Annotated in this window: 31 protein-coding genes; 12 read left to right on the top strand and 19 right to left on the bottom strand. The window is 65.8% G+C overall.

Annotated elements, in window-relative coordinates; translation table 11 throughout:
- Window positions 1–13: 13 nt before the first annotated feature.
- Window positions 14–589 (bottom strand): hypothetical protein, encoded by a 576-nt coding sequence (locus tag ACLQ3I_RS07540; protein ID WP_425800976.1) that lies wholly within the window; start codon window positions 587–589, stop codon window positions 14–16.
- Window positions 590–729: 140 nt separating this feature from the next.
- On the opposite strand from ACLQ3I_RS07540, the gene ACLQ3I_RS07535 reads away from it, so the two are divergent.
- The 3 genes from ACLQ3I_RS07535 (at window position 730) to ACLQ3I_RS07525 (ending at window position 3871) form a co-directional block, all read left to right on the top strand.
- Window positions 730–2241, top strand: coding sequence for an MFS transporter (locus ACLQ3I_RS07535; protein ID WP_425800974.1), 1512 nt, complete (start codon window positions 730–732; stop codon window positions 2239–2241).
- Between the two features lie 285 nt (window positions 2242–2526).
- Window positions 2527–3174: a cutinase family protein gene (locus tag ACLQ3I_RS07530; RefSeq protein WP_425800972.1), complete on the top strand. Its 648-nt coding sequence runs from the start codon at window positions 2527–2529 to the stop codon at window positions 3172–3174.
- Between the two features lie 94 nt (window positions 3175–3268).
- Complete coding sequence (locus ACLQ3I_RS07525; protein WP_425792302.1) at window positions 3269–3871, top strand: dihydrofolate reductase family protein; 603 nt, start codon at window positions 3269–3271, stop codon at window positions 3869–3871.
- Here ACLQ3I_RS07525 and ACLQ3I_RS07520 read toward each other — a convergent pair.
- The 3 genes from ACLQ3I_RS07520 to ACLQ3I_RS07510 all read right to left on the bottom strand — a co-directional run bounded on the left by ACLQ3I_RS07520 (window position 3843) and on the right by ACLQ3I_RS07510 (window position 5671).
- On the bottom strand, window positions 3843–4493 hold the full coding sequence (locus ACLQ3I_RS07520; protein WP_425800970.1) for a dihydrofolate reductase family protein: 651 nt from the start codon (window positions 4491–4493) through the stop codon (window positions 3843–3845). The two genes, ACLQ3I_RS07525 and ACLQ3I_RS07520, sit on opposite strands and share 29 nt — an antisense overlap.
- A gap of 71 nt (window positions 4494–4564) precedes the next feature.
- A complete protein-coding gene (locus ACLQ3I_RS07515; protein ID WP_425800968.1) occupies window positions 4565–4984 on the bottom strand; it encodes a hypothetical protein in 420 nt (139 codons plus the stop codon).
- Between the two features lie 102 nt (window positions 4985–5086).
- Complete coding sequence (locus ACLQ3I_RS07510) at window positions 5087–5671, bottom strand: TetR/AcrR family transcriptional regulator (RefSeq protein ID WP_425792299.1); 585 nt, start codon at window positions 5669–5671, stop codon at window positions 5087–5089.
- A 64-nt stretch (window positions 5672–5735) separates the two neighbouring features.
- Here ACLQ3I_RS07510 and ACLQ3I_RS07505 point away from each other — a divergent pair, with 64 nt between their 5' ends.
- Window positions 5736–6506 (top strand): SDR family NAD(P)-dependent oxidoreductase, encoded by a 771-nt coding sequence (locus ACLQ3I_RS07505; RefSeq protein ID WP_425800966.1) that lies wholly within the window; start codon window positions 5736–5738, stop codon window positions 6504–6506.
- 59 nt (window positions 6507–6565) lie between these two features.
- On the opposite strand, the gene ACLQ3I_RS07500 is transcribed toward ACLQ3I_RS07505, so the two are convergent.
- Window positions 6566–6949, bottom strand: a complete 384-nt coding sequence (locus ACLQ3I_RS07500; protein ID WP_425800964.1) for a VOC family protein — start codon at window positions 6947–6949, stop codon at window positions 6566–6568.
- Window positions 6950–7003: 54 nt separating this feature from the next.
- Here ACLQ3I_RS07500 and ACLQ3I_RS07495 point away from each other — a divergent pair, with 54 nt between their 5' ends.
- Window positions 7004–7762 carry a helix-turn-helix domain-containing protein gene (locus ACLQ3I_RS07495; protein WP_425800962.1) on the top strand — a complete coding sequence of 253 codons (759 nt, stop codon included), beginning with the start codon at window positions 7004–7006 and terminating at the stop codon, window positions 7760–7762.
- Here the strand turns inward: ACLQ3I_RS07495 and ACLQ3I_RS07490 are convergent.
- The 4 genes from ACLQ3I_RS07490 to ACLQ3I_RS07475 form a co-directional block, all read right to left on the bottom strand.
- Window positions 7737–8225: a DinB family protein gene (locus tag ACLQ3I_RS07490; RefSeq protein ID WP_425792297.1), complete on the bottom strand. Its 489-nt coding sequence runs from the start codon at window positions 8223–8225 to the stop codon at window positions 7737–7739. The two genes, ACLQ3I_RS07495 and ACLQ3I_RS07490, sit on opposite strands and share 26 nt — an antisense overlap.
- Window positions 8226–8282: 57 nt before the next feature.
- On the bottom strand, window positions 8283–8894 hold the full coding sequence (locus ACLQ3I_RS07485; protein ID WP_425792296.1) for a glyoxalase: 612 nt from the start codon (window positions 8892–8894) through the stop codon (window positions 8283–8285).
- 77 nt (window positions 8895–8971) lie between these two features.
- Window positions 8972–10108 (bottom strand): epoxide hydrolase family protein, encoded by a 1137-nt coding sequence (locus tag ACLQ3I_RS07480; RefSeq protein WP_425801891.1) that lies wholly within the window; start codon window positions 10106–10108, stop codon window positions 8972–8974.
- A 17-nt stretch (window positions 10109–10125) separates the two neighbouring features.
- A complete protein-coding gene (locus ACLQ3I_RS07475; protein ID WP_425800960.1) occupies window positions 10126–11487 on the bottom strand; it encodes a glucose-6-phosphate dehydrogenase in 1362 nt (453 codons plus the stop codon).
- Window positions 11488–11564: 77 nt separating this feature from the next.
- On the opposite strand from ACLQ3I_RS07475, the gene ACLQ3I_RS07470 reads away from it, so the two are divergent.
- Window positions 11565–13328: a glycoside hydrolase family 15 protein gene (locus ACLQ3I_RS07470; protein ID WP_425800958.1), complete on the top strand. Its 1764-nt coding sequence runs from the start codon at window positions 11565–11567 to the stop codon at window positions 13326–13328.
- 179 nt (window positions 13329–13507) lie between these two features.
- The gene (locus ACLQ3I_RS07465) at window positions 13508–13645 is read left to right on the top strand and encodes a hypothetical protein (RefSeq protein WP_425792293.1); all 138 of its coding nucleotides are present in this window, start codon (window positions 13508–13510) and stop codon (window positions 13643–13645) included.
- 219 nt (window positions 13646–13864) lie between these two features.
- Here ACLQ3I_RS07465 and ACLQ3I_RS07460 read toward each other — a convergent pair whose 3' ends face one another.
- On the bottom strand, window positions 13865–14611 hold the full coding sequence (locus tag ACLQ3I_RS07460; protein WP_425800956.1) for an SDR family oxidoreductase: 747 nt from the start codon (window positions 14609–14611) through the stop codon (window positions 13865–13867).
- A 175-nt stretch (window positions 14612–14786) separates the two neighbouring features.
- Between ACLQ3I_RS07460 and ACLQ3I_RS07455 the strand changes: the two genes are divergently transcribed.
- The gene (locus tag ACLQ3I_RS07455) at window positions 14787–15617 is read left to right on the top strand and encodes a helix-turn-helix transcriptional regulator (protein WP_425792291.1); all 831 of its coding nucleotides are present in this window, start codon (window positions 14787–14789) and stop codon (window positions 15615–15617) included.
- Window positions 15618–15874: 257 nt separating this feature from the next.
- Here the strand turns inward: ACLQ3I_RS07455 and ACLQ3I_RS07450 are convergent, their stop codons facing one another.
- The 4 genes from ACLQ3I_RS07450 to ACLQ3I_RS07435 form a co-directional block, all read right to left on the bottom strand.
- Window positions 15875–16816: an oxidoreductase gene (locus ACLQ3I_RS07450; RefSeq protein ID WP_425800954.1), complete on the bottom strand. Its 942-nt coding sequence runs from the start codon at window positions 16814–16816 to the stop codon at window positions 15875–15877.
- Window positions 16817–17000: 184 nt separating this feature from the next.
- On the bottom strand, window positions 17001–17276 hold the full coding sequence (locus ACLQ3I_RS07445) for a GlsB/YeaQ/YmgE family stress response membrane protein (RefSeq protein ID WP_425792289.1): 276 nt from the start codon (window positions 17274–17276) through the stop codon (window positions 17001–17003).
- A gap of 50 nt (window positions 17277–17326) precedes the next feature.
- On the bottom strand, window positions 17327–17524 hold the full coding sequence (locus tag ACLQ3I_RS07440) for a CsbD family protein (RefSeq protein ID WP_425792288.1): 198 nt from the start codon (window positions 17522–17524) through the stop codon (window positions 17327–17329).
- A gap of 94 nt (window positions 17525–17618) precedes the next feature.
- Window positions 17619–18146, bottom strand: a complete 528-nt coding sequence (locus ACLQ3I_RS07435) for a hemerythrin domain-containing protein (RefSeq protein WP_425801889.1) — start codon at window positions 18144–18146, stop codon at window positions 17619–17621.
- Window positions 18147–18316: 170 nt separating this feature from the next.
- Here ACLQ3I_RS07435 and ACLQ3I_RS07430 point away from each other — a divergent pair, with 170 nt between their 5' ends.
- Window positions 18317–19495, top strand: a complete 1179-nt coding sequence (locus tag ACLQ3I_RS07430; RefSeq protein ID WP_425800952.1) for a zinc-dependent alcohol dehydrogenase — start codon at window positions 18317–18319, stop codon at window positions 19493–19495.
- Here ACLQ3I_RS07430 and ACLQ3I_RS07425 read toward each other — a convergent pair.
- Window positions 19473–20321 carry an RNA polymerase sigma factor SigF gene (locus tag ACLQ3I_RS07425; RefSeq protein ID WP_425801887.1) on the bottom strand — a complete coding sequence of 283 codons (849 nt, stop codon included), beginning with the start codon at window positions 20319–20321 and terminating at the stop codon, window positions 19473–19475. The two genes, ACLQ3I_RS07430 and ACLQ3I_RS07425, sit on opposite strands and share 23 nt — an antisense overlap.
- Window positions 20322–20558: 237 nt before the next feature.
- On the opposite strand from ACLQ3I_RS07425, the gene ACLQ3I_RS07420 reads away from it, so the two are divergent.
- Entirely contained in the window at window positions 20559–20969 is a 411-nt protein-coding gene (locus tag ACLQ3I_RS07420) for an STAS domain-containing protein (RefSeq protein ID WP_425800950.1), read from the top strand.
- Here ACLQ3I_RS07420 and ACLQ3I_RS07415 read toward each other — a convergent pair.
- Entirely contained in the window at window positions 20947–21399 is a 453-nt protein-coding gene (locus ACLQ3I_RS07415; protein ID WP_425800948.1) for an anti-sigma factor, read from the bottom strand. The two genes, ACLQ3I_RS07420 and ACLQ3I_RS07415, sit on opposite strands and share 23 nt — an antisense overlap.
- A 124-nt stretch (window positions 21400–21523) precedes the next feature.
- On the opposite strand from ACLQ3I_RS07415, the gene ACLQ3I_RS07410 reads away from it, so the two are divergent.
- Window positions 21524–22255, top strand: a complete 732-nt coding sequence (locus ACLQ3I_RS07410; RefSeq protein ID WP_425800946.1) for a HemK2/MTQ2 family protein methyltransferase — start codon at window positions 21524–21526, stop codon at window positions 22253–22255.
- A complete protein-coding gene (locus ACLQ3I_RS07405) occupies window positions 22252–22461 on the top strand; it encodes a CDGSH iron-sulfur domain-containing protein (protein ID WP_425792282.1) in 210 nt (69 codons plus the stop codon). The genes ACLQ3I_RS07410 and ACLQ3I_RS07405 overlap by 4 nt, the downstream gene beginning before the upstream one ends.
- A gap of 5 nt (window positions 22462–22466) precedes the next feature.
- On the opposite strand, the gene ACLQ3I_RS07400 is transcribed toward ACLQ3I_RS07405, so the two are convergent.
- From ACLQ3I_RS07400 to ACLQ3I_RS07390, 3 genes are all read right to left on the bottom strand, one after another.
- Window positions 22467–23465, bottom strand: coding sequence for an iron-containing redox enzyme family protein (locus tag ACLQ3I_RS07400; RefSeq protein ID WP_425792281.1), 999 nt, complete (start codon window positions 23463–23465; stop codon window positions 22467–22469).
- A gap of 110 nt (window positions 23466–23575) precedes the next feature.
- Window positions 23576–23758, bottom strand: coding sequence for a hypothetical protein (locus ACLQ3I_RS07395; RefSeq protein WP_425800944.1), 183 nt, complete (start codon window positions 23756–23758; stop codon window positions 23576–23578).
- Window positions 23748–23906 carry a hypothetical protein gene (locus tag ACLQ3I_RS07390; protein WP_425800942.1) on the bottom strand — a complete coding sequence of 53 codons (159 nt, stop codon included), beginning with the start codon at window positions 23904–23906 and terminating at the stop codon, window positions 23748–23750. Before ACLQ3I_RS07390 ends, ACLQ3I_RS07395 begins: the two co-directional genes overlap by 11 nt.
- Between the last annotated feature and the right edge of the window lie 309 nt (window positions 23907–24215).

The following is a 24215-nucleotide window of genomic DNA, read 5'->3' as shown; positions in this document are numbered from 1 at the left end:
GGCCTTTCGCGGCTCAGCGCTCCTGCACATCGAGGTCGAGTTCGACAAGGAGGCCGATCTCCCCGTGAATGATGACGTCGACCTCCGGAGATCCGAAGAGCAGCGCTTGTTTGTCGAACCGTCGCGGTGCCACCTCGACGTCTCGATATCGGTGGGGTTCTCCCGGCATCAGCTCCCACCGGTCGCCGGCTGGGGCGTGGTATGGGATCGACACCACCTGCATCCGGGCGACCCGGCCCCGGACCACGCTGTCGGGGTTGTAGGACAGCCGGTACCAGTGACACAGACGGCCGGTCAGGGTGACTGGCCCGCTGCGTGGGCGATCGCCGCGCCAGGACGCCCGCCAACCGTCGCCGTAGAGGTCACCGGTCCAGTACCGGTGCTCACCCGACGAATCACGGGCCCTCTCAAAACTAGGGGTGGGGTGCAGGTCGAGAACACCGTCAACCGTCATCGCCTCGCGCGATGGTTCGAATGTCTCTGTGAACTCGAGCACCACAGCGACGATCGAGCCGATCCGCGGAGGGACCATCGCGCCATCGTCGATGAGCAGCCCATCGATCAGAACAGTGAGCGTACGGCGGCTCATGCGCCTTTCTGTCGACTCGACATTGACAGAATGTAGCACCACAGCGGAGGTTGAACTCGAACAATTTGGACAAACCACCCAAACTGCCGGAGACGCTTGAAGTTTCACCGCCGACCACGTCGACTGCCTACCCTGGAAAGATGTCCGAATCCGGAGTTGCCGACGGCAGGACCTCACCTATTCAGTGGGCGCACGCTCACGTGGTGGAACGTCATCTGCGCTCGCTGGGCGCGTTGATCCGCCGGAAACCGCCACTGACCGAAGAGTCCATCACCGTCGTGGACCAGCCGATGCTCAAGCGAGCCATTGCCGCAGCCGCACTGGGCAACACGATGGAGTGGTTCGATTTCGGCGTGTACGGCTATCTCGCCGCCACCCTCGGAAAGGTCTTCTACCCCGACGCTTCGTCGAGCGCCCAATTGCTGGCCACCTTCGCGACGTTCGCGGCAGCCTTCATCGTGCGGCCGCTCGGCGGGTTCTTCTTCGGCCCGCTCGGCGACCGGGTGGGCCGGCAGAAAGTCCTGGCGGTCACGATGATCATGATGGCTGCCGGCACCTTCGCCGTCGGCCTCATCCCGTCCTATGCCTCGATCGGCATCTGGGCGCCGATTCTGCTGCTCGCGGCTCGCATGGTGCAGGGCTTTTCCACCGGCGGCGAGTATGGCGGGGCCACCACATTCATCGCCGAGTACTCGCCGGATCGCCGCCGTGGATTTCTGGGCAGCTGGCTCGATTTCGGGACGTTCATCGGGTATTCGCTCGGTTCATTCCTCGTCACCGTCCTCAACGCTTGGCTCGGCGACGACACGATGACCTCGTGGGGCTGGCGCATCCCGTTCTTCATCGCCGGCCCGATGGGTTTGATCGGGCTGTATCTACGTCTGCGCCTGGAGGACACACCGGCCTTCCGGAAACAACTCGACGAGCACGACGCCCAGGTCAAGAGGGCCGAGAGCGCCAGCCGTGAGATCGGCGCCATCTTCGTGCGGTTCTGGCGACCGCTGCTGGTCTGCATCGGACTGGTGATCCTCTACAACGTCACCAACTACATGATCACCGCATACCTGCCGACCTACTTCACCGACGTCGTCGGGCGCAGCCAACTCAGTTCCGATCTGCTGGTGTTGCTTTCGATGCTCGTGGTGGTGGCGCTGATCGTGATGCTGGGCCGCCTCACCGACTACATCGGACGACGACCCGTCTTCGCCTTCGGCGCCGTCCTCCAGATCATCGTCGCAGTACCATGTTTCGTCCTGTTCGGAATGGACACACTCTGGGCGCCGATCGTCGCATGCGTCGTATTCGGTGCGATTCTGGCGTGTTTCGCCGCGCCGACCGCCTCGACGCTGCCCGCGCTCTTCCCGACGACGGTGCGCTACGGAGCGCTGTCGATCGGCTTCAACATCGCGGTGTCCGCGTTCGGCGGCACCACGCCACTGGTCGCCTCGGCACTGGTCAGCGCCACCGGAAACCATCTGGTACCGGGCTTCTACCTCATCGCGAGCGGGCTGGTGGGGCTCGTCGCGGTGGTGTTCCTGCGTGAGTCGGCGCGGCAACCACTGACCGGTTCGCCACCTCAGGTCGACTCACCGGCCGAGGCTGCTCGCACCTACGCTGCGGCACGCAAATCGGCTGCTGCGGTGAGCGCCTGACCCTCCGCGGTCTACTGGGCACTCCCCCACGGTCGAGTGACGATCTCCTCGACCGAAAGCCGTGACCGCCGCGCCCGCGCAGTATCGCGGCCGCCATTCGAGTCAACCGGCCCGAACAACTCCCGGAAAACAGGTGGACATCCGACCCATCCGAACGCCATCCACGTCCGAACAATGTGCATGAACCTTGAATCCCACAGTTCAACCAGTGCTCTGTCCAGCGTCGGCGCCCGATTGACCGTGTCGTTTCTCTGTTTGTTCGCGGCTGTTGCCGGCGGGGTGGTGATGAACGCTCCTAAGGCATCGGCCGCCACCTGCTCCGACGTCGCGGTCGTCTTTGCCCGCGGCACGGCCGAACCGGCGCCACCGATCGGATTGACCGGTCAGTCGTTCGTCGGGGCGCTCCGGTCGCAACTGCCGGGCAAGTCGGTGGCCGCCCAGGGTGTGAAATACCCCGCGAGCAGCGATTTCAACAATCGTCCGAAGTTCGTCAAGACCGTGGTGGACGGCGTAAAGGAAGCCCAGAACGAAGTGAAGACCATCGCCGCCACCTGCCCGCGAACCCGGATCGTCCTCGGCGGATATTCGCAGGGAGCCGTGGTCGCCGGTTACGCGACGAGCGGCAAGATCACGATCGCCGATCGCTACCGTCAGTACGAGTCACAGGTGCCCGCCCCGCTGCCCGCCAAGGTGGCGAGCCATGTCGCGGCGGTGGTGCTCTTCGCACCGCCTTCGGACCGGTTCATCAGCGACATCGGTGCACCGCGGATTCGCGTCGGTGCCCCCTATGAGCCCAAGACGGTCCGGTACTGCATCCCCGGCGACACCATCTGCAACGGCGCACCGGTGGGACAGCCCAACGCGCTGCACGTGCTGTACACCGTCAACGGCATGCCACTGGATGCCGCCCACTACGTGGTCGGTCGGCTGTAGAGCCTCACCGTCGAACGTTTCTCGCCCACTCCGATGAGTTCCTCGGTCGCGCCTGGTCACAACTGTTGACCGGCGCGATCGAGGAGGCTCGACCATGGGAAAAGTCATCACGCACATGACGATGTCGCTCGACGGCTTCATCGCCGACCCGAACGACGATCCGGGCGAGCTGTTCGCCTGGTACGACGCCGGCGAGACGGCGGTGCCCAGCGCCAATGAGGACATCGGGTTCCACGTCGACGATGCCGACGCGGACGTCCTCGGCGAGTTGACCGGCAACGCCGGCGCGCTCGTGTCGGGTCGACACCTCTTCGACATCACCGATGGCTGGGGCGACCATCATCCGGTCGGGGTCCCGGTCGTCGTCGTCACTCATCATCCGCCGGAGGACGCCACGGCACGGTGGCCGAACACCACCTTCGTCGACAACGTCGCCGCCGCCGTCTCACGTGCACGAGAGATCGCGGGTGCCGGCGATGTGATCATCGCCAGCCCGACGATCATCCAACAGGCTCTCGACCTCGATCTGGTCGACGAGATCTGCGTCAGCCTCGTGCCGGTGCTCTTCGGCGAGGGGATCCGCTACTTCGGCCCGCTCGCGAACGGCCACCGGCTCCTCGCGGACCCGACGGTCGTCCCCGGTCGCCGCGCCACCCACCTGCGTTATGTCACCGCCGCCAGAACAGGTGATGCGTGACCGCACCGCCAGGACTCGGCACGACGTCGCAGTGATAGCGATCGAGCAGCTCGTCGGGTGACTCCCAGAGTCGCACCCCGGACCCGAGCTCGACCTCCTCGGACACCGCCACGTGCAAGGTGTCGACCAGACCGGCGTCGAGGAATTCCCGCACGGTGGTCGCGCCGCCGCCGAGCCGCACATCCTTGCCGTCGGCGGCCGCCTTCGCTTTGTCGAGGGCCGCCGCCGGGTCGTCGTCGACGAAGTGGAACGTCGTATCCGACAGGGTGAATGACGGTCGCAGGTGATGGGTCAGGACGAACACCGGCGTGTGGAACGGCGGCTCGTCGCCCCACCAGCCGAGCCAGCTGTGGTCCTCCCAGGGTCCGCGGTACGGGCTGAACTTGTTGCTGCCCATGATCTCGGCACCGATGTTGTGGGAGAAGTCGCGGGTCAGGTAGTCGTCGAGCCCGCGGCTGCCGCCGGAGTCGGTGCGATTGGGCCAACTCGCGGTCGCGCCCGCCCACGACATCAGCGAAGCCGGATCGGCATGACCGAACGGCCGTTCGAGGCTCTGTCCGTCACCGGCCCCGAAGCCGTCGCGCGACACGGTGAAGTTCTGCACTTTCAGTAGCTGACCCATTCGACAATCCTGCACTCTCGACGTTGCTGACGATGGTCAGACTGCAAGAGCCCGGAGAAATCATCGGCCCGTCACGAGTTCCCTCGCCGCCGCTCGTCGTGGTCCGGCGACGCAGGCCGCGCGAGGGGGTGGTCGGTGGTCTCGAGGAAATCCAGCAACTCGAGAACACTGTCGCGCCGATCGGGCGGGAGCCGAGCGATCGCCACGGCCATCATCCACAGGTCGTGGTCGACCTCGAGCCGCGCGGTCCGGATCTCGTCGCCGGAGGCCGGCGTATCGCCGGCTTCTGCGAAATACTCCGGAGTGACGCCGAACCCGGCGGCGATGGCGATGACGGTCTCCACCGATGGATGCACGATATGACCAGACCGGGCGGCCGACAGCGTGCCGACGTCGAGGTGGTGGCCCCGCTCGCGAGCGCGCCCCACCACTTCCGCAGCCGTCAGGTCCGGCCAGAACTCGAAGAGCGCGTCGATGCGGTCAGGGATCACCGACACTGCCCACCCCCATCGAAGAATTCCCCTCGTCGAATTCCAGCGTGAGGCCAGCAAATCATAGACAGCGGCGTTTAACATCATCGGGGTTGCATCACCTCACTCGGGCCGCAGGTGCGCGAACAGGACGTCGAGCACGGCTTCGAGGTGAGCCGTGTCCCCCGTCGTCCGGAGAACCGTCACCCCTCCCTGGATACCGGCGATCAATGCGGCCGCGAGACCATCGGCGTCCACACCCGGGCGAGCGATCCCACTCGACTGAAGTGCGGTGATCCCCTGTCGCACTTGCCTTTGCCATCGCTGGAGCAACGCCGTCGCCACATCGGCAGCGCCCGGTGCCGCGCCCACCTGACTCATCAGGGCGGCGAGTGGGCAGTGCGGCCCCTGCGCCCGATACCGCGCGACGAGCACCTCCCGCCAGCGCTCCCACGCCTCCCAGGTGTCCAGGGTGCCCAGATACGGTTGCTGGTCCTCCAGCACCCGGTCCGCCTCGTGCCGGGCGACCTCCAACCACAGCTCCTCCTTCCCGCCCGGGAAGTAATGGAAGAGTTGACTCTTGCTGGTCCCGGTGACCGTGCGCACGTCGTCGAGGGTGACGCCGCCGGGGTCGCCCTGCCGCAGGTACGCGGCCGTCTCCTCGACGATCCGTTTGCGGGTCGCCCGCCCCTTCGTCGTCAATGCCACGTGACCCAGCCTACGACGTTTTTGGACTTGCCGGTCCAGAAATACCCGCCTACCGTCGGCGGACATGCAGCGACTCGACGGCAGGACCGCACTGATCACCGGCTCGACCAGCAACATCGGCCGTGCCATCGCCTATCGCTTCGCCGATGAAGGAGCGCATGTCGTCGTTTCCGGTCGAGACCCCGACCGTGGCCGGTCGGTCGTCGAGCACATCCGCGACCGGGGAGGCCGCGCCGATTTTGTCCGGGCGGACCTCGACGGCAGTTCGTCCGCGAGTGCAACACTCGCCCGCGAGGCCGTATCCGCGGCAGGCGGTCGACTCGACATCCTCGTGAACAACGCGGGGATCTTTCCCTCCTCCACCACCAGAACCGTCGACGACGACACCTTTGATCGGGTGTACGGCGTCAATGTGAAGGCGCCGTTCTTCCTCGTGCAAGCGCTCGTACCGACGATGTCCGCCTCCGGGGGCGGCGTCATCGTCAATCTCGGGAGTTGGGTGGCCAGGCTCGGTATCGGTTCGGGAGCCCTCTATGCGTCGAGCAAGGGCGCACTCGAAACCCTCACGCGTGCATGGTCTGCGGAGTTCCGTGCAGACAACATCCGGGTCAACGCGGTCTCGCCCGGCGTCATCCGCACGCCCGATCTCGACTCCGACGCCGTATATCCCGGGGAGGCCTTGATGATCGGTACGCCTGCCGGCCGCGCGGGCCACCCCGACGCGATCGCGGCCGCGGCGGCCTACCTGGCATCCGACGACGCAGAGTTCGTCCATGGCACCGTCGTCGACGTCGACGGCGGACGTGTCGGCGTCGCGGTCGTCACCGGGAGCTGAAATACCCGGCGTGTCAACATGACCGGTCGAGACGCGACGGTGGCGGTCGGCAGGCCGGGCTACCCCGCCTGATCGTCGTACTGCATCGCCCCGATCGGATTGCCGGCCGGATCGGCGAAGAAGATGAGATGGCCGACACCAGCAATGGTGAATCGCTCCATCAGGATCGTTCCACCCGCGTCGCGCACCGACAGCGCGGTGGCGTCTACGTCGTCGACCGCAAACGTGCATTCCAGCCCCAGGGTGGGGCGCCCGTCGACCAGTTCGCGGCGTTGCTGCAAAGCGCCGTCGACGCCGGGTTCGCCGTCGGAACCGGTGTGGATCTTGAAGAAGCCGGGCGGGCCCCATGCGCTGAACCGCCAGCCCAGCACCTTCTCATAGAACGTCTTGCTCTCGTAGACGTCGTCGGCATTGATGGCGAAGTGAGAAAGATTTGCGGTCACGACATGATCGTTGCACCGCGAATCGACGTCGCGCGACGTAATCTTTGCCAGGAAATGTCGAATACCCGACACGAGTCGGAGCCGATGCTCCGCGGTTACGCGGTCACCCATCCCGGTGGGCGCACCGTTGTTCCCGCGCAGGCCGGCTGGGACCGTCTCGTGTACACGGCCGCGGGAACCGTCACCGTCCATACCGCCCGGGACCTCTGGACCGTCCCGCCCCACCGAGCCCTGTGGCTGCCGGACGGCATCGCGGCCACCCTGGCCAATCGCCACCCGGTCGCGATCCGCACGCTGTACTTCGCGGCACACCTCGACGCCTGCCCTCCGACGGCACACGTGGTGGCACTCCACGGATTTCCTCGGGAGTTGTTGCTCCATGTGGTCCGTGTGTGTCCGCTCGACGATTCCCGCGAGATCGATCGGGCGCTGCTGAGCGTTCTGCTCGACCAGTTGCGTGCGCTGCCCCGCACCGGGCTCCATCTGGCGACGCCGCACACTCCGGAGACGCGACGGGCCGCCGACATCATCCGCGCGGAACCCGACGCAACCCTCGACGCGGTCGCACGGCAGGTGGGCGTGAGCCAACGAACGCTCGAACGGCGATTTCTCGGTGAGACCGGTGTCAGCCTCGGCGCGTGGCGGCGACGTGCACACATCCTGGACTCACTCGAGCCCCTGTCCGCAGGCGAGCCGGTCACCCAGGTGAGTGCCCGCGCCGGCTATTCGACCCCGTCGGCCTTTGTCACTGCCTTCACCCGGGAACTCGGCGAGCCGCCGAGAAGGTTCATGTCGGTGCGGCCTCGGCGGTGATGAGTTCGACCAGGATGTCGGCGTGCCCGGCGTGGCGAGCGATCTCTTCGATCATGTGCAGCATGAGCCACCGAACGCTCACGTCCGCACCGTGCGAGTTCTGAAAGGTGTCGGACATGTCGTACGAGGACACGATCTCGCGCGATTCCGCGGCGGCGCTCCGGAACTCGTCGACGACGTCGTCGAGCGACCGGCCGTCGGGGATGGCAAAGCTCGCCTCCCCCGGGGTGGCCGGTCCGCTACAGTCCTCTTTCGCCCGTCCGTCCAGGATGTGCTGAAACCAGAAACGTTCCGCCGCCGCACCGTGTCTGAGGAGGCCGATCGGCGTTGTCGCCGACGGCACGAGTCGCGACCGCGATGACGCGTCCGAGAGTCGGACGACGGACTCGATCAACGCCTCCCGATTGCGGTCGACCATGTTCTCCAGCAGGGCTCGTTCATCTCCGCTGATGATGCGCTCCATCGACTGATCCACTTCGCCGGGGTACGTGACGGCGACCAGCCTAATGCCCTCCCGGACCTACTGGGCCGGCTCCCACACGAAGCCATCGGGGTCGGTGAACGACGCACCGGAGCTGCCAACCAGCAGCCGATGCGACCCACTGCCCTCCGCATCCACCCCGGCATCCTTGGCCGCGGCGCGCCGTCCGTAGAGTGCCAGCTTCACCGAATCGGGCTCGCTTGCGAACTCGACATACTTGCGGCCGAAGCTCTTCGCGACGTCGAGTCCCTGCTCGACGTAGAACTTCTTGCTCGCGGCCACGTCGTCGGCGCCGATGAGGAGCACGATGTCGTCGAGCTGGCGGGCCGGGGCACCGGACGCCTTCTTGTTCGACGTCGCGACCTTCCAGATGGTGCCGTCCGGCGCCTGCACCACGCCGCCGTAGCCCCAGAAGGACTTCTTGGCGGGCTTGATCTCGGTGGCACCTGCGCCTAGAGCAGGCATGATCAGCGAATCGACGACGCCGGGATCGGCGACGACGAGGGACAGGACGAATCCCCGGAAGCCGGCGGTCGGCTGTTCGGCCGTGCGGAACCGGAGTCGATCGCCCAGGCCGAAGGCTTTGTCGTAGAAGGTCTCCGCGGCGGCGGTGTCAGGAACGTCGAGGGTGATGGCGGTGATTGTTGTCATGCGTATGACGTTAGGCCCGAACGTTCCGTAAGACTTCTCGATTCCTGCTCGATCACGCCGAGCGGTGTGCAGCCTCGTCAGTCTGCGAATCCGCTGCGGAACGGTCGAAAGAAGTCCCGGAGTTCCTGCGCGTACAGCTCGGGCTGTTCGAACGGCGCGAAATGCCCGCCGTGTTCCGGCTCCGTCACGCTGACGACATTCGCTGTTCGTTCGAGCCAGGCCCGCGGCGGTTTGAGCACGTCACCGCCGAACAGTGAGAAGCCCGACGGCACGTCCACATGTCGGGTGTACTGATCGAGCGGGATCACCGCATTGGCGTGGTACATCCGCATCGACGATCCGATACTGCCGGTCACCCAGTACTGGGTGAGCAGGGTAAGGATCTCGTCCTTCGTGAACACCGTCTCGAGGTCACCGTTGCAGTCGCTCCATGCACGCAGCTTTTCGACGATCCACGCCGCGAGGCCGGCAGGCGAGTCGGTGAGACCGACGGCGGCGGTGACCGGCTTGGTGCTGTGCATCGCCGCATACGCGCCTTCGGTGCGCGCCCACACCGTCCCCGTCTCGATCCAGGCGCGTTCGGTGTCGTCGAGTTCTTCCGGGTCTCCCCAGTACTTGGGCAATCCGGCATCCATACGATGCACGGCGACGACACGTTCGGGTTGGTCGAGTGCGAGAAACCTGCTGACCTGACTCCCCATGTCGCCACCGGCGGTACCGAACGTGTCATATCCGAGCTCGGTCATCAGTTCCGCCCACAGCATGGCCACCGCGATCGAATCGTACGCATGGGCCGGGTGATCGGAATATCCGAAACCGGGCATGTCGGGCACGATCACGTCGAAGGCATCGGCGGGGTCGCCACCGTGCGCCCCGGGGTTACTCAGCAGCGGAATCACCTTGAGGTAGCGCCAGAACGAGTCCGGCCAGCCGTGGTTGAGCAGCAGGGGCATCACGGGTCCGGCGCGGTCCGGCGCGCGGGCATGGATGACATGTATCCCCAGGCCGCCGACCTTGACCCGCAGGTGCGGGAGCCGGTCGATCTCGGATTGCTGTGCCGACCAGTCGAATTGGTCCGCCCAGTAGCCGATCAGCTTACGTAGGTAGTCGACATCGGCCCCCAGGGACCAACCGGCGGGAGAGTCCGGCCAGCGGGTTGCCCTCAGACGCATTCGGAGATCCTCGATGACCTGCGGATCCGTTCGCAGCGACATCGACTGCGGGCCGGCGCTCACGGCGCAGGCCAGTCCGTCGGCCCGCTCGAGCCGGCCGGGTACTCGTCAATCGGGACCTGATCGGACCGCCAGGCGTCGAGGATCGGCGCGACGATCCGCCAGCATTGCTCAGCGGTGTCGCCCCGCACCGCGAGAGTTGCGTCGCCGTCGAGGATTCCGGACAACACCTCCGCGTAGGCCCGAGGCGACCCGACCCCCAGATCGGCGTCGAGTTCGGTCGCCTTCAGGTCGAACGGGTGCGAACCGTCGTGCACGTTGAGCCGCAACGACATCGTGTCCGGACCGAAGGAGAACCGGAGAACGTTGCTCGCCGCCTCACCGCGAAACTGTTCCGGCAGATGACGGACCGGCCGGAAGGTGAGGGCGATCTCCTTGACCGCGGGTTCGATCGCCTTGCCCGACCGCAGGGTGAAGGGCACACCCGCCCAGCGGGCGGTACGCACCTCGAAGGTTGCCTCGGCGAGCGTCTCGGTGTTGCGCGACGGATCGACGCCCTCCTCGTCGGTGTAGGCCGGCAGCCGATGACCATCCACCTCACCCGAGGTGTACCGCGCCCGATGGGAGGCACGAATGGGATCGCCCTCCCAGACGCGGGTGGCGCGCAGGGCGGCCGCGGTGGCATCGCGCAGATCTCGCTCGCCCAACGACGCGGGGGAATCCATTGCCACCACCGAGAGGAGTTCGAGCAGGTGACTCTGCAACATGTCGACGAACGCACCGGCTTTGTCGTAATAGCCTGCGCGGCCTTCGAGTCCGAGTGTCTCGTCGTAGCGGATGACGACTGATTCGATGTGATCGGCCGACCACACCGGCTCGAACACACGATTGGCGAACCGCACCCCGATCAGGTCCAGGAGGATCGACTGGCCCAGGAAATGATCGACGCGGAACACCTGGTTCTCCGGGACGAGGTGGGCCAGGGTCTGGTTGAAGGCATGCGCGCTCGCCTCATCAGTGCCGAACGGCTTCTCGAGAGCGAGGATGGTGCCGGACGGTACCTCCACGTCCGTCATGGCCTCACACGATGCCTGTGCGATCGCGGGCGGGACGGCGAAGTAGAGGATCGGTCGGCCCTGCGCCGACCCGAGAATCGTTCGAAGCCCGTCGGCGGAACCGATATCCGCCTGCAGATAGGTCGTCGAGCCGGCGAGTCGGGCCGCGGCGGGCGCCGGCTCGTCACCGAACGCGTCGCGGACGCGGTCGCGCCATTGATCGTCGGAGACCTCTCGCCGCCCTACACCGACGAGCCGAACGTCGCGATCCGGCTCGAGAGCAAGGAGCTGCTCGAGTGCCGGCAACAGCAGGCGGGAGGTCAGATCCCCCGTCGCACCAAGGATGAAGAGTGTCGTCTCGGCCATGCCCGACGGTAACGCGCATCGAACTCGCCAGGGCCGAACTCGCCGATACATCGCACGATGGCGGTAAGAATCGATGTATGCGTCCGAACATCGAGGATTACGCCCTGATCGGCGACTGTCGCACCGCAGCGCTCGTGTCGCGTCGCGGCGAGATCGACTGGTTCTGTGTGCCCCGGTTCGACTCGGCGTCGATCTTCGCCGCGCTGCTCGGCGACGAAGAGCACGGCTGCTGGACGCTGGCACCACGGGAGGGATCGGCGCAGTGCAGTCGTGCGTACACGGGGGACACCCTCGTCCTCGTCACGCGATGGGAGACCTCGACCGGCGTGGCCGAGGTGCACGAGTTCATGCCCCTCGACGGCGGTCGGGTCGACCTCGTCCGACGCGTCGTCGGGCTGTCGGGCCACGTCGAGTTCCAGACCGATCTGCGGATGCGCTTCGACTACGCACGGGCGGTGCCGTGGGTCCTGCAGGTCGGCAACGCCGAGGGGCCCGCGCTGCGTGCCATCGCGGGCCCGGACGCGGTGGTCGTGCGGGGGGCGGCGCTGCACGCCGACGGCAACGTGCACCGCGGGTTCTTCACCGTCGAACCCGACGTGACCGTCGACCTCACGCTCACCTGGTATCACTCGCACCGGCCCGAACCCGACCCCCTCGACGTCGACGCGGCGCTCGACCACGCAGTCGGCTGGTGGACCGGATGGTCGAGCCGCATCGACCATTCCGGACCGCACCACGAGCAGATGGTCCGATCGCTGATCACGCTGCGTGCGCTGAGCAATCTCGACACCGGCGGCATCGTCGCCGCCGCGACCACATCACTCCCCGAACAGTTCGGCGGCAGCCGCAACTGGGATTATCGATATGTGTGGCTGCGCGACGCCTCGCTCACCCTGGAGGCGTTGGTGAATCACGGCTTTCTCCGGGTTGCCGAGCACTGGCGCATGTGGCTGATGCGCGCGATCGCCGGCAACACCAAGGAACTGCAGATCATGTACGGCATCGCCGGGGAGCGCGATCTCGAGGAGCGGGAGCTGACGCATCTGCCGGGCTATCAGAACGCCGCACCGGTTCGGATCGGAAACGGCGCGGTGAACCAATACCAGGGCGATGTGATCGGCGAGGTGCTCTGCGGTCTCGAGTCGGCACGGCAGGCAGGACTGCAGGAAACCCCGATGTCGTGGTCGCTGCAGAAGGCGTTGCTCGAGCAGGTCGAGGCGAATCTCGAACGTCCCGACAACGGGATCTGGGAAATGCGCGGGGACCCGCAGATGTTCACCCATTCCCGCGCGATGATCTGGGCGGCCTTCGATCGCGGTGTCCGTGCGTCCGAAGAGTTCGACCTCGACGGCTCACCCGAGCACTGGCGCGAACTCCGCGCCCGGGTCCGGGCCGAGATCGACAGCGCGGGGGTGGATCCGGCGGCCGGGCGATTTGTCCAATACGCCGGGACCGACGAAGTGGACGCGTCGTTGCTGCTGCTCCCACAGGTCGGTTTCTGCGCCGCCGACGACCCCCGGATGCTCGCGACCGTCGCCGAGATCGAGCGGGTTCTGATGCCCGGCGGACTGGTGCACCGGTATCGCACCGGATCCGGGGTCGACGGGCTCGACGGCGACGAACATCCGTTCCTGGCCTGCACCTTCTGGCTGGTCACGCAGTACGCGATGAGTGGACGGCACCACGACGCGGTGACGCTGATGGCCCGTGCGTGTGCCACCGCCAACGACGTCGGACTGTTCTCCGAGGAGTACGACGTCGGCGCGGGCCGCCAGGCGGGTAACACCCCGCAGGCCCTGTCCCACCTCGCCTTCGTGCGGGCGGCCGACGCGTTGGCGTGACCCTTCGAGACGCTCGCGAGCTCGCTCCTCAGGGAACAGGTCTCCCGACTATTGCGCCACCCGGTCGACCGCGCAAGGATGGACTCCAGCGAGGCTTCACCGGGCAACGTCCGCCCGGGTCGTTGGGTGGTGCCGCGCATCCACGATCGTTCGGTGAATTCCCGAGGGAGACAAGACCGATGAAAAGACGATTCATTGCTGTGCTGGCTGCGTGCGCCGCCATTGCCACAATCGGACTGGCCGGCACGGGCCCGGCGACCGCGGCCTGCATGGGCAACGGGATCGACGACCTGACCGCCGAACCCTGCGGCGACTGACCCACCGAGTAGCCCCACTCGTCCCGCCGATCGAGTAGCCCGGAGCGCTAGCGGAGGGCGTATCGAGATCACTGGCGCACCTGCGGGTTCGAGGGCGATGATCTCGATACGGGTCGTCGCTACGCTCCGTCCCTACTCGATCAACGGTGGGACCGGGTCGTCGCTACGCTCCGTCCCTACTCGATCAACGGGGGTCGCTACTCGATCAACAGGGGAGGATCACCCGGCCTGCTGCGCGAGAGCGGCCATCAGGTCGTCGTAGTTACCCTCATGCGCCGAGAAGCGCAGCGGCTTCACCCGATCAACCAGGATCTCGCGGGTCGCGGTCGGCAGCAGCGACACCACCTCGTCGAGGAAATCGTCGAGCGGCATGGCCCAGTCGGCCTCCGCCTGGCCGGGCATCAGGTCGGTCTGCACGGCCGGCGGAACCAGCTCCAGTACACCGATACCCTTGTCGGCCAGCTGAAGTCGGAGACTGTCGCTGAACGAGTGGATCGCCGCCTTGGTCGCGCTGTAGGTCGGTGTACCCGCCATCGGAGTGAACGCCAGCCCCGACGACACGGTCATGATGACCGCGTCCGGTTGTGCGGCAAGGAACTCGGCGAATGCCGCGACGAGCCGCAGCGGCCCCAGGATGTTCGTCTCGACCTCGGCGACTGCCGTGTCGAGAAAGCCCGCATCACTCAAATCCTCCGATCGCATGATGCCGGCCATCGCGATCAGGACATTGGTCTCGGGGAACCGCTTCTGCACTTCGGCGCAGGCGCGTGTGACATCGGCGGCATCGGCGGTGTCGATCCTGATCGTCTCCATCCCCGGATGGTCCGACGCGATCTGTTCCAGCAGCGCGACCCGGCGTCCGCCGACAATGACGCGATTGCCGGCCTCGTGCAATCGGAGCGCCAGGCCGAAGCCGATGCCGGAGGTCGCGCCGGGGATGAAAATGGTGTTGCCGGTGATCTTCATGATGTCTCCTTCGCTCCGATGTACTGCCACCTACGACTTCACCGCGTCCGCGCCCGCACTTCAAGGAATCGGTCATCCTTGGATTGCCGATCCCTGGATGCGGGCATCGCCATGCGGAACAGTGGTGGGTACCCACCACTCAGTACCCACCCCGCAGCCAGAATCGAGGAATGCAGTGATCGATCGGTCCGGGCTCGCCGAGTTCCTCCGGCGACGGCGTGAATCGCTCGCACCTGCCGACGTCGGGCTGCCACCCGGACAACGTCGCAGGACGAGCGGCCTGCGACGCGAAGAAGTCGCGATGATCGCCGGGATGTCGACCGACTACTACAGCCGCCTCGAACAACAGCGCGGGCCGCAACCGTCCGACCAGATGGTGGCGGCGATTGCACGTGCATTGCACCTCACTCTCGACGAGCGCGACCACCTCTTCCGCCTCGCCGGGCACAATGCCCCCGACCGCATGGCCATTCCCGACCACGTCGGTCCGGGCATGATGCGCATCCTCGATCGGCTCGCCGATACGCCCGCGATGGTGGTGAACAGTGCCGGAGAGACGCTCGTGCAAACCGCGCCCGGTGTCGCACTGGTCGGCGACGAGACACAGTTCACCGGCCTTCACCGCAGCATCGCCTACCGATGGTTCACCGATCCGGCCACCAGACAACGTTTTCCGGTCGACGACCACGATCACCATGCACGGGCACACACCGCCCGGCTCCGGGCGGCGGTCACCCGCGAGGGGGCAGGGTCACACGCGGCCGAGGTCGCCGACGCATTACTCGCGGCGAGTCCGGAGTTCGGCGAGATCTGGGGCCGGCACGACGTCGCCACGTCGCTGACCGATCAGCGCAAACGCCTTCTCCATCCGGATCTGGGGCTGATCGAGGTCTTCTGCCAGACCCTCCTCGACCCCGACGGCACGCAGGCCCTGCTGGTCTACACGGCGACACCGGGCAGCGAGAGCCATCAGAAGCTGGCGATGTTGAGCGCAGTGGGGGTGTGAGGGGCGTGGTCGGGTGATCTCGATACGCCTCGTCGCTACGCTCCTCGGCTACTCGATCAGCGGGGCACCGCCTCGTCGCTACGCTCCTCGGCTACTGGATCAGCGGGGCACCGCCTCGTCGCTACGCTCCTCGGCTACTCGATCAGCGGGGCACCGCCTCGTCGCTACGCTCCTCGGCTACTCGATCGGCGAAGATGCGCGGCCTCCCGCCGGTCGAGTAGCCGCGCGAGCGAAGCGAGCCGGCGTATCGAGACCACTCACCGCCCAAACGCGTACGTGACCCCGGTCAGCTCTTCCGCCTTGTCCCACAAACGCTTTCCGAGTTCTCCGTCGAACACCCGGGGACTCGGCACCACCAGCACCGGCGGTCCGCTGAACTGCCCCGGGCCCGACGGACCGAAATACTGGCCACCGATCACACCCGGATCGGTGGAAGCGCGCACGGACGGCAATGCGCCTTCCGGACCCTCCATGATGAAGGACCTGCGCAACCAGTGCAGCGACGGCGTGGTGAACAGCCACTGCAGCAGCCGGCCCGAATCGCGCATCACCCCACTGTGGGTGGCACCCGGATGCGCGGCCACCGAGATCGGCGCGGTGTGGCCGCTCGCCGACAGCCGACGCTGCAATTCCATCGCGAACACCAACTGCGAGAACTTCGCACGTGCGTAGGCACGTGAGGTGCTGAACGAGTGGTCCATCGTCAGATCGTCGAAATCGATGACGCCGGCGCGATGCGCACTGCTGCCGACCGTCACCACCCGTCCCGCATCCGCCGACAACAGGCGCTCGAGGAGCAGGCCCGTCAATGCGAAGTGGCCGAGAAAACTGGTCCCGAAATCCATCTCGAAGCCGTCGGCGGTGAATTCGCGTCGACCGGCCATGACTCCCGCGTTGTTGATCAGGACATCGACCACCGGATGGCTGTTGCCGATCTCGTCGGCCGCCTTGCGCTCCGACGCGAGGTCACCGAGATCGAGCTGCACGATGTCCAGCCGAGCAGCGGGCACACCGGCGAGGATGTCGGCGCGGGCGGCGGCTGCAGCGTCGACGTTGCGGCAAGCCATCAGCACGTGGGCACCCAGCCGCGCCAGGTGGCGCGTGGTCTCCAGGCCGATGCCCGTGTTGGCACCAGTGACCACCACGGTCTTGCCGTCCATCCGCGGCGCATCTGCCGGCGTCCACCCGTTCTTTGCCATCACCCTCACCCTTGTGTCCGTGTGTCCACCACCCCACGACGTTCGTGCCATTCTTCGCCGCTTCAGCCTGCCACAATGCCCGCCGAGCCCGTTCTGGGTGTCCGCTGCCGCGCTGGCATGAGGCACAGGTGAAATGGCGGCCACCGTGGATCACGGTGACCGCCACAAAGGGTTTCAGGGGAGATCAGTGGTGGCTGACCTGCCGTCCGCGTACCGCGAGGTATGCCGCGATCAGGGCGATGGCCACGACGACCCCCACGATGAACGGGATGACCTCCCAACCACCGTTGCTGTTGCTGTAGCCCACCTGATAAGTCAGCCACGAACCGATCAGTGATCCCAATATCCCGAGCACGATCGTCATGATGACGCCGACATTCTGCTTGCCCGGCATGATGAGCCGGGCCAGTGCACCGACGATCAGACCCACAACGATGGCACTGATGATGGTTCCGATCATGTTTCACCTATCCGTTCTTCGAGTGGCATCGACCGCACGAGATGGCCGGGTCAGTGCCCGGTCAACTTGTCCTTGACCTTGCCGGCTGCGTCCTTGACACTCTCGACGCCGTCTTTCACCGCCGACGACGCCTGGTCTCCCTTGCCCTCGTTCTTGAGATCACCGTCGCCGGTCACGCTTCCGGTGGCCTCTTTGGCCTTGCCTTGCAGGTCTTCTGCCTTGTTCGAGATCTTGTCGTCGAGACCCATCGTGTGCTCCTTGGATCGAATGTCGTTTGCGTACACTCTTGATACCCACCGGGCCGGTGGATCAAACATCGTCCCGCGGATGTCGACGACCCGCTCACCTCACGATCGCGTCGATGGTCTTCTTCAGGGCTGACGGCTGTGCGGGTGAGTGCGGCGCCTTCTTCTTCAATTCCAGCAGCTCTTCACCGAGCCGCTGGAGTTCTTTCCGGCCCAGTGTCTTACGCACCTCGGGAAACCATTCGGACTCTTCCTCCTCGATGTGATGCTCCACGTTCTCGATCAGAACGGTGGTCTTGGCATCGAATCGCTCGTCTTCGGGCTTCATCGTGACGAGTTCCATCACCAGCAGGTCGGCCACGTGGTGCTCTTCATACGACTCGAGGATGTCGTCCTCGACGGCGGGCACGGCCTTGCGGACCGCCGGGTACATCCCTTCGTTCTCGATGTAGGTGTGCACGGTGAGGGCGTCGATGATCTTCCCGACGATGTCACCTTTCGTCTTCGTCGCGTTCGGACCTGCGGCACGGAAATCGTTGAACAGCTTCTTGATCTGCTTGTGGTCGTCTTTCAGGATCACGATCGCATCTGTCGACGTGTGGTCTCCTCGAAGTAATGGTGCGATGGGTCGGCGGACGGTGACCAGGGCCGAGGCGCCGCTGCCCGTTCCGACGCTGACGGTGATGTATGCCCGTGGACCGCTCACGTCAAACCACCTGCGCCCGTCAGATCGGCGGAGGTTTGATCCTGATCCATCGCGGGCACGCTGCGAGTGAACCGATCAGAGGAGATCACATGCGCGCAGTCACTTGGCAGGGCACACGAAACGTCGCCGTCGAGGATGTCCCCGATCCGCAGATCCGAGAGGATTCGGACGCCGTCATCCGGGTCACCTCGACCAACATCTGCGGATCCGACCTCCACCTGTACGAAGTCCTCGGGGCATTCATGAAACCGGGCGACATCCTCGGCCACGAACCCATGGGTGTGGTGGAGGAAGTCGGCTCACAGGTCGGCGATCTCGCCGTCGGGGACCGGGTCGTGATCCCGTTCCAGATCTCGTGCGGATCGTGTTACACATGCACGCAGGAGCTGTACACCCAGTGCGAGACGACTCAAGTGCGCGAACAGGGAATGGGCGCGGCGCTCTTCGGCTTTTCGAGCCTTTACGGATCGGTTCCCGGTGGTCAGGCCGAGTACCTGCGCGTTCCGCAGGCACAGTTCACCCACATCAAGGTCCCTGGTGACGCACCGGATTCCCGATATGTCTATCTGTCCGATGTTCTTCCGACCGCGTGGCAGGCGGTCGCCTACGCCGACATCCCGGCGGGAGGATCGGTCACCGTCCTTGGCCTCGGCCCGATCGGCGACATGGCCGCACGCATCGCGGCCCACCACGGTGCCGAGGTGATCGCGGTCGACCGCGTACCCGAGCGGTTGGCACGCATACGGGCACGCGGCATCCACACCATCGATCTCGACGAGGTCGACGACATCGGAGATGCTGTCCGCGAGTTGACGCATGGTCGTGGCACCGACGCGGTGATCGATGCGGTGGGCATGGAGGCACACGGCTCCCCGGTGAACAAGATGATGCAACGGGTTGTCGCGATGCTGCCGGACACTGTCGCCGAGCCGATGATGCGCAAGACCGGTGTCGACCGCCTGTCGGCGCTCTACTCCGCCATCGACATCGTGCGTCGCGGAGGCACCCTTTCCATCATCGGCGTCTACGGCGGAACCGCCGACCCCCTGCCGATGTTGACGATGTTCGACAAGCAGATCCAGATCCGTATGGGCCAGGCGAATGTGAAGAAATGGGCGCCGGACATCATGCCCCTGCTCGGCGACGACGATCCCCTCGGTGTGGACTCCTTTGCCACACACGAACTCCCACTGAACGACGCGCCGCACGCGTACGACATCTTCCAGCGCAAGGCCGATGGCGCCGTCAAGGTGATCCTGAAACCGTAGGCGGTTGCGCACGCCGGTCAGGGTCGGTGGTCCGGGCCCCACTTCTCGGGCAGTGGTTCAGTTCGTCGCGAAGTCGGGCCAGCGTCCGGTTCAGCAGCCGCGAAACGTGCATCTGCGAGATGCCGACTTCTGCGGCGATCTCACTCTGCGACATCGAGTGGAAGAAACGCAGACTCACTATCTGCCGTTCCCGCTCGGGCAGGGTCTCCAAAGCCGGTCGCAGCGCCACGATCTCATCGATTTGAGCGATCCGCTCGTCGTCGGCGCCCAGGGTGTCGATGATCGATCGCCCGTCATCGTCATCGGGCTCGGAATCGATGGACGTGGCGTTGTAGGCAGAACGCGCCATCAGGCCGTCGATCACGTCCGCGACGGGGATGCCGAGGTATTCGGCGAGTTCGCTGGGTCGCGGCGACCTGCCCAACCGTTGGACCAGTTCGTCACTGGCCCGGTTGATACTCAGCGAGGTCTCTTTGGCCCGTCGTGGCACCCTGATCGCCCACATGCTGTCACGGAAATGACGCTTCACCTCACCCATGACCGTCGGCACAGCGAACGACAGGAAACTCCCTCCACGTCGCGGGTCGAAACGGTCGACGGAATTGACCACTCCGATGCGCGCGACCTGGACGAGATCGTCGACCGATTCCCCGCGGCCACTGAATCGGCGCGCGACGTGGTCGGCCAGTGGGAGGCATCGTTCGACGATGTCCGAGCGCATTCGCGCCCTGACCTGGTCGTCGGCGGCCTCGCGCAGCGCTTGGATCGCCGGCGCCACGTCTGCATAGTCGTCCACCCGAGAGTTGCCGGCCGACGTGTCGCGCAGCGCCGAATCGTTCTCGGGTGTCGAGGTCAAGCAATTCCTCCGGAGGGTGGTGTGGCATGCGAGGTCAGTATCACTCCAACGTAGCGGCTACCCGGGTGGTGTCCCTTCTAAACTCCACTTGTCGACGGATGGCCCGCGCCGTACGGTTGGTCATAGCGGTTCAGCCAACAGCTGCAGCAGCGAGACCTCGGAACGCGTGTCTCGCCGCACTCGTACAACTCGGAACGAGGCAGACGCATGAGCCTGGATTCACACATCACTTTTCGCGACTCGCTGGCGCCTGCGGCAGGTGCGAGACCTGCCGTAGGCAATCTCACTGCGGCCAGAACCATTTGTGTACAACAGTTCTCGGGTGAGATCGACCTACAGAGCGTGGCCGACTTCGCCGTGGCGCTGGATCGGCTGACCGGTCGCCGGCCAGAGTGTGTGCTGCTGGATCTGCTGCAGGTGCGTTTCCTCAGCACCTCCGGGCTGGCGGTGCTCGGCAAGTTCTGCGATGACGCCGCTCGACTTCACATACCAGTTGCCGTCGCCTGCGGTCGCGCCGTCGCGCGGCCCGTCGAGGCATGCCGCCTCGACGACGCGATCGATCTCCATGATTCGTTGGCTGAAGCCGGCAGGTCGCTCACCTCGGTCGAGTTCCGCTGAGCAACTTGGCCAGCCGAACCGTGGCATCACGGTGGTGGGCGGTGTCGACGTAGGTGACCGCTTGAGCATCGGTCACCGTCTCCACCACATGCCAACCGAAACCAGCCGTGTCCAATTCAATGGCGGGCTCGATCGCGCCCGCCACCTCGCCGACGAACCCGGCCTCCCCGACATGTAGTGAGACGCGCAGACGACCGGCGTCGACCGACGCCACGATGAGTTGCGAGCAGACCTCGTCGACCGCGAGTTGGATGTCGGCGACGTCGTCGATGGTCCAGTCGTCGGCATAGAGGGTGCCTTCCACCACTGCTCGAACGATCTGGAGTCTGTCGGCGCGTGCAGGCACACTCAACTCCACGGGCGCATCCGCCGACAGCGCGACGTCGTCGATGACACGGTGGTCATCGGTGATGTTGCGGTTCTCGGTCACTGCGTGCTCTCCTCACCCGCGACAATTCATCTCGCCGCAGTCATACCCCCACGTCGCCGGGCTGAAACCTCCGGGCCCGTCCTCCTTCGGTTTGACATGAGCGTCTACTGGGAACAAGAGAGGCATGACGCTCAGCTGTGATGCCCCAGTACCAGGCGGATTGGGACTACCGATCCCTCCTGAAACGGTCTACCGGCCACAGGAAGACTCGCAACTGTTGGTCGACGCAGTCCGGCGGTCCTGTCGTGTCCCCGGGACCCGGGCAGCGGACCTGTGCACCGGAACCGGCGTCGTCGCCATCGAGCTGGCCCGACTGGGTGCCGCCTCGGTGCTCGCAATCGATTCGTGCCCGGGCGCCGCGCAGTCCGCCGCGGCGCGCTGCCAGAAAGTGTCCGACATCGTCACGGTCGAACATCGCGATCTCAACGACCTCACCGGCCGGGACACATTCGACCTCGTGACCTGCAATCCGCCTTATGTACCGACGCCGCCCGACCTAGACGTCACCGACGAGTATGCCTGGCCGCGGAACGCCTGGGATGGCGGTCCCGACGGTCGGTCGGTGCTCGATCCGCTGTGCGCCGGCGCCGCCGAACTGCTCAATCCCGGCGGAACTCTCCTGCTCGTACAATCGGAGTTCGCCGACCCGGCCGAAACTGTCGCGGCACTGCGTCGTACCGGCCTCCATGCCGACGTCGTGGCGCGCCGTCGTGTTCCGTTCGGGCCCGTACTCACCGCTCAGGCCACCTGGTTCGAAGATCTCGGGCTCCTCGAGACCGATCGTCGGGTAGAGGAACTCGTGGTCATCCGCGCCGACCGACCATCCACATCCGCGGCGCCGCGAGGTCATCGATGAGCAGCTCGTCCGAACCGACTCGCGTCCGCATGGTGCGGGGTGGACCGATGCTGGTGTCCGGACCGGTGGACATCGAGATGCCAGACGGATCGCACGTCCGGTCCGACCGGTTCGCGGTCGCTGTGTGCGCATGCGGCCGCAGCCGGCGGTATCCGCTGTGCGACACCAGCCACCGGCGTCGTATCCGAGCCGACAATGCGGGCTGAGACCGTCACACGAGGAGTTCGCCCAGCTCCCAGACGGAACGCAGCCCCCGGTCGAAGGCGTCCTCCACCAACAGGAACCCACGGATTCCGAACACGACATCCGCCTCCAGATTCGGCTCGGCGCGCACGAGTTCGCCCACGACGTCGTGTCGCAGGATCTGCTCGTGGACAGCGTCTGCCTCGACGTGCTCGGCATAGAAGTGTCGGCACGTCTCCGGGGCGTCGAGACGTTCAAGGCCGGACAACAATCGCTGCGAGCCCGGCGGCGACGTGATCTCGGTGGCAGCGAGGTGTCCGACCGTGGCCCCGCGCAGCGATCGATGTAAACCGAAGAGTGACATGAGGTTCACCGGAGCCAGCGCCCATCCGGGCGCACCGTCGAGATAGGCGAGATAATCGGGGCGCAGGTCTGCCGCGGCCAACAGATCCGCGAACAGGTCTTGATGGACCGCTTCCGCACGGCCCCCACCGAATTCATCGAACTCGACCGCGACGAACGCAGCCTTCGCGGCGCCCCGCAGCCGCGGGATGGCCCATGCATGGGGGTCGGCCTCTTTGAGGTGGTACAGCGAGCGCATCGCGAACATGTCACGGAATTGCCGCCAGGAACCGCTGTCGCGCAGGATGAACGAGACGCCGTCGCCGTCGGCGGGCTCGACGCAGAGCCGATTCATTTCGATCTCGGGCGACGAGAAGTCGTCCGCGGGACCAATGTCGGCGCGTACCGCAGCCAGGAAATGCCGCTCGAGCTCTCGGCGGAACGCAAGGATCTGGATATCCCATTCCCGATCGTCGCGTACCCCGGTCCAGCCGGTGTAATGCATCTCGTAAGCGACGTAGAGCGCGAGCTGCAGGTCGTCGCCGTAAGGGTCTGCCTCATCCACGCCGATCGGCAGTTCGAGGGGACGCTCGCCCTCGAGCGCCTCGATCAGTGCTGCAGACAACCGGCCGCGCGATGCCGGCAATTCGGCCGTCACCGCGTGGCCGCGACGATCAGCAAGCATGGATAACCTCTCGCGGGCGGACAGTGGGGCGGACAATGGGCGGCACGTGACTACCCGATCGGGCCGGTCGCCAAACATCACCATCACCGACGCGCCTACGGATCGGACCGTCAATCCGGCGGTTCCGCATCCCCAGCTGCGGGCGGAGCCGGATCGCCGGTTCCCGAGTCGGTCGCCGCGGCCGGATCGACCTGCGGATTCTCATCCGGATCGGGGACGTCTACATGCTCGTCCTCGAGCTCGTCGACCGTTTCACGCGCGCCGCGCACATCGTCGGGAGTGTTATCCCGCATCGTCGACCTCGCCCTTGCGTGCGACCTCCGGGGCGACCTCCCGCGTCGCCATACCGCCGCTGCCGTCGTTGTCGGCGGGTCCCGGGTGGAGCACATCCCGCGTCTCACCCGACGTCGGCTCGGTCGAATCGGTGTCTGGTTCCCTCATCATCGCAACTCTCATTCGGTTGTGGGACCGCGTGGGGACGTCTTCGCCGGACGGCCACCCGAGCTGAACGATTGAACTCCGGCAGCCCGACCCCGCGAGATCACGCGGCACCAATGGCGGCTGGATTCCAGGCATACCCAAGATGCGGCGCCGTCAAACAGGAGGCACGCGCAGCTCGAATGTTTGGCGCCGACCGATAGTGGGCACTCACGCACGGCCAAAGAACGCGGGCCACGCAAACAATTTTGAGAGAAGGCCACTATGGCGGTCACCCCGAAGAAATCGACCAATTCTTCGGGAGCGTCTGAC

Source organism: Gordonia sp. DT101 (assembly GCF_049844895.1).
Lineage (GTDB): Bacteria > Actinomycetota > Actinomycetes > Mycobacteriales > Mycobacteriaceae > Gordonia.
This window is presented reverse-complemented; position numbering and strand designations above follow the sequence as displayed.

Coding starts and splice junctions, on each gene's coding strand:
- ACLQ3I_RS07410 (WP_425800946.1), top strand. CDS start 21,524: ATGACGCTCAGCTGTGATGCCCCAGTACCAGGCGGATTGGGACTACCG.
- ACLQ3I_RS07440 (WP_425792288.1), bottom strand. CDS start 17,524: ATGGGTCTCGACGACAAGATCTCGAACAAGGCAGAAGACCTGCAAGGC.
- ACLQ3I_RS07470 (WP_425800958.1), top strand. CDS start 11,565: ATGCGTCCGAACATCGAGGATTACGCCCTGATCGGCGACTGTCGCACC.
- ACLQ3I_RS07480 (WP_425801891.1), bottom strand. CDS start 10,108: ATGTCGCTGCGAACGGATCCGCAGGTCATCGAGGATCTCCGAATGCGT.
- ACLQ3I_RS07420 (WP_425800950.1), top strand. CDS start 20,559: ATGAGCCTGGATTCACACATCACTTTTCGCGACTCGCTGGCGCCTGCG.
- ACLQ3I_RS07485 (WP_425792296.1), bottom strand. CDS start 8,894: ATGACAACAATCACCGCCATCACCCTCGACGTTCCTGACACCGCCGCC.
- ACLQ3I_RS07460 (WP_425800956.1), bottom strand. CDS start 14,611: ATGAAGATCACCGGCAACACCATTTTCATCCCCGGCGCGACCTCCGGC.
- ACLQ3I_RS07525 (WP_425792302.1), top strand. CDS start 3,269: ATGGGAAAAGTCATCACGCACATGACGATGTCGCTCGACGGCTTCATC.
- ACLQ3I_RS07390 (WP_425800942.1), bottom strand. CDS start 23,906: ATGAGGGAACCAGACACCGATTCGACCGAGCCGACGTCGGGTGAGACG.
- ACLQ3I_RS07430 (WP_425800952.1), top strand. CDS start 18,317: ATGCGCGCAGTCACTTGGCAGGGCACACGAAACGTCGCCGTCGAGGAT.
- ACLQ3I_RS07450 (WP_425800954.1), bottom strand. CDS start 16,816: ATGGCAAAGAACGGGTGGACGCCGGCAGATGCGCCGCGGATGGACGGC.
- ACLQ3I_RS07535 (WP_425800974.1), top strand. CDS start 730: ATGTCCGAATCCGGAGTTGCCGACGGCAGGACCTCACCTATTCAGTGG.
- ACLQ3I_RS07490 (WP_425792297.1), bottom strand. CDS start 8,225: ATGGAGCGCATCATCAGCGGAGATGAACGAGCCCTGCTGGAGAACATG.
- ACLQ3I_RS07405 (WP_425792282.1), top strand. CDS start 22,252: ATGAGCAGCTCGTCCGAACCGACTCGCGTCCGCATGGTGCGGGGTGGA.
- ACLQ3I_RS07540 (WP_425800976.1), bottom strand. CDS start 589: ATGAGCCGCCGTACGCTCACTGTTCTGATCGATGGGCTGCTCATCGAC.
- ACLQ3I_RS07530 (WP_425800972.1), top strand. CDS start 2,527: ATGAACGCTCCTAAGGCATCGGCCGCCACCTGCTCCGACGTCGCGGTC.
- ACLQ3I_RS07395 (WP_425800944.1), bottom strand. CDS start 23,758: ATGCGGGATAACACTCCCGACGATGTGCGCGGCGCGCGTGAAACGGTC.
- ACLQ3I_RS07445 (WP_425792289.1), bottom strand. CDS start 17,276: ATGATCGGAACCATCATCAGTGCCATCGTTGTGGGTCTGATCGTCGGT.
- ACLQ3I_RS07520 (WP_425800970.1), bottom strand. CDS start 4,493: ATGGGTCAGCTACTGAAAGTGCAGAACTTCACCGTGTCGCGCGACGGC.
- ACLQ3I_RS07495 (WP_425800962.1), top strand. CDS start 7,004: ATGTCGAATACCCGACACGAGTCGGAGCCGATGCTCCGCGGTTACGCG.
- ACLQ3I_RS07475 (WP_425800960.1), bottom strand. CDS start 11,487: ATGGCCGAGACGACACTCTTCATCCTTGGTGCGACGGGGGATCTGACC.
- ACLQ3I_RS07465 (WP_425792293.1), top strand. CDS start 13,508: ATGAAAAGACGATTCATTGCTGTGCTGGCTGCGTGCGCCGCCATTGCC.
- ACLQ3I_RS07505 (WP_425800966.1), top strand. CDS start 5,736: ATGCAGCGACTCGACGGCAGGACCGCACTGATCACCGGCTCGACCAGC.
- ACLQ3I_RS07400 (WP_425792281.1), bottom strand. CDS start 23,465: ATGCTTGCTGATCGTCGCGGCCACGCGGTGACGGCCGAATTGCCGGCA.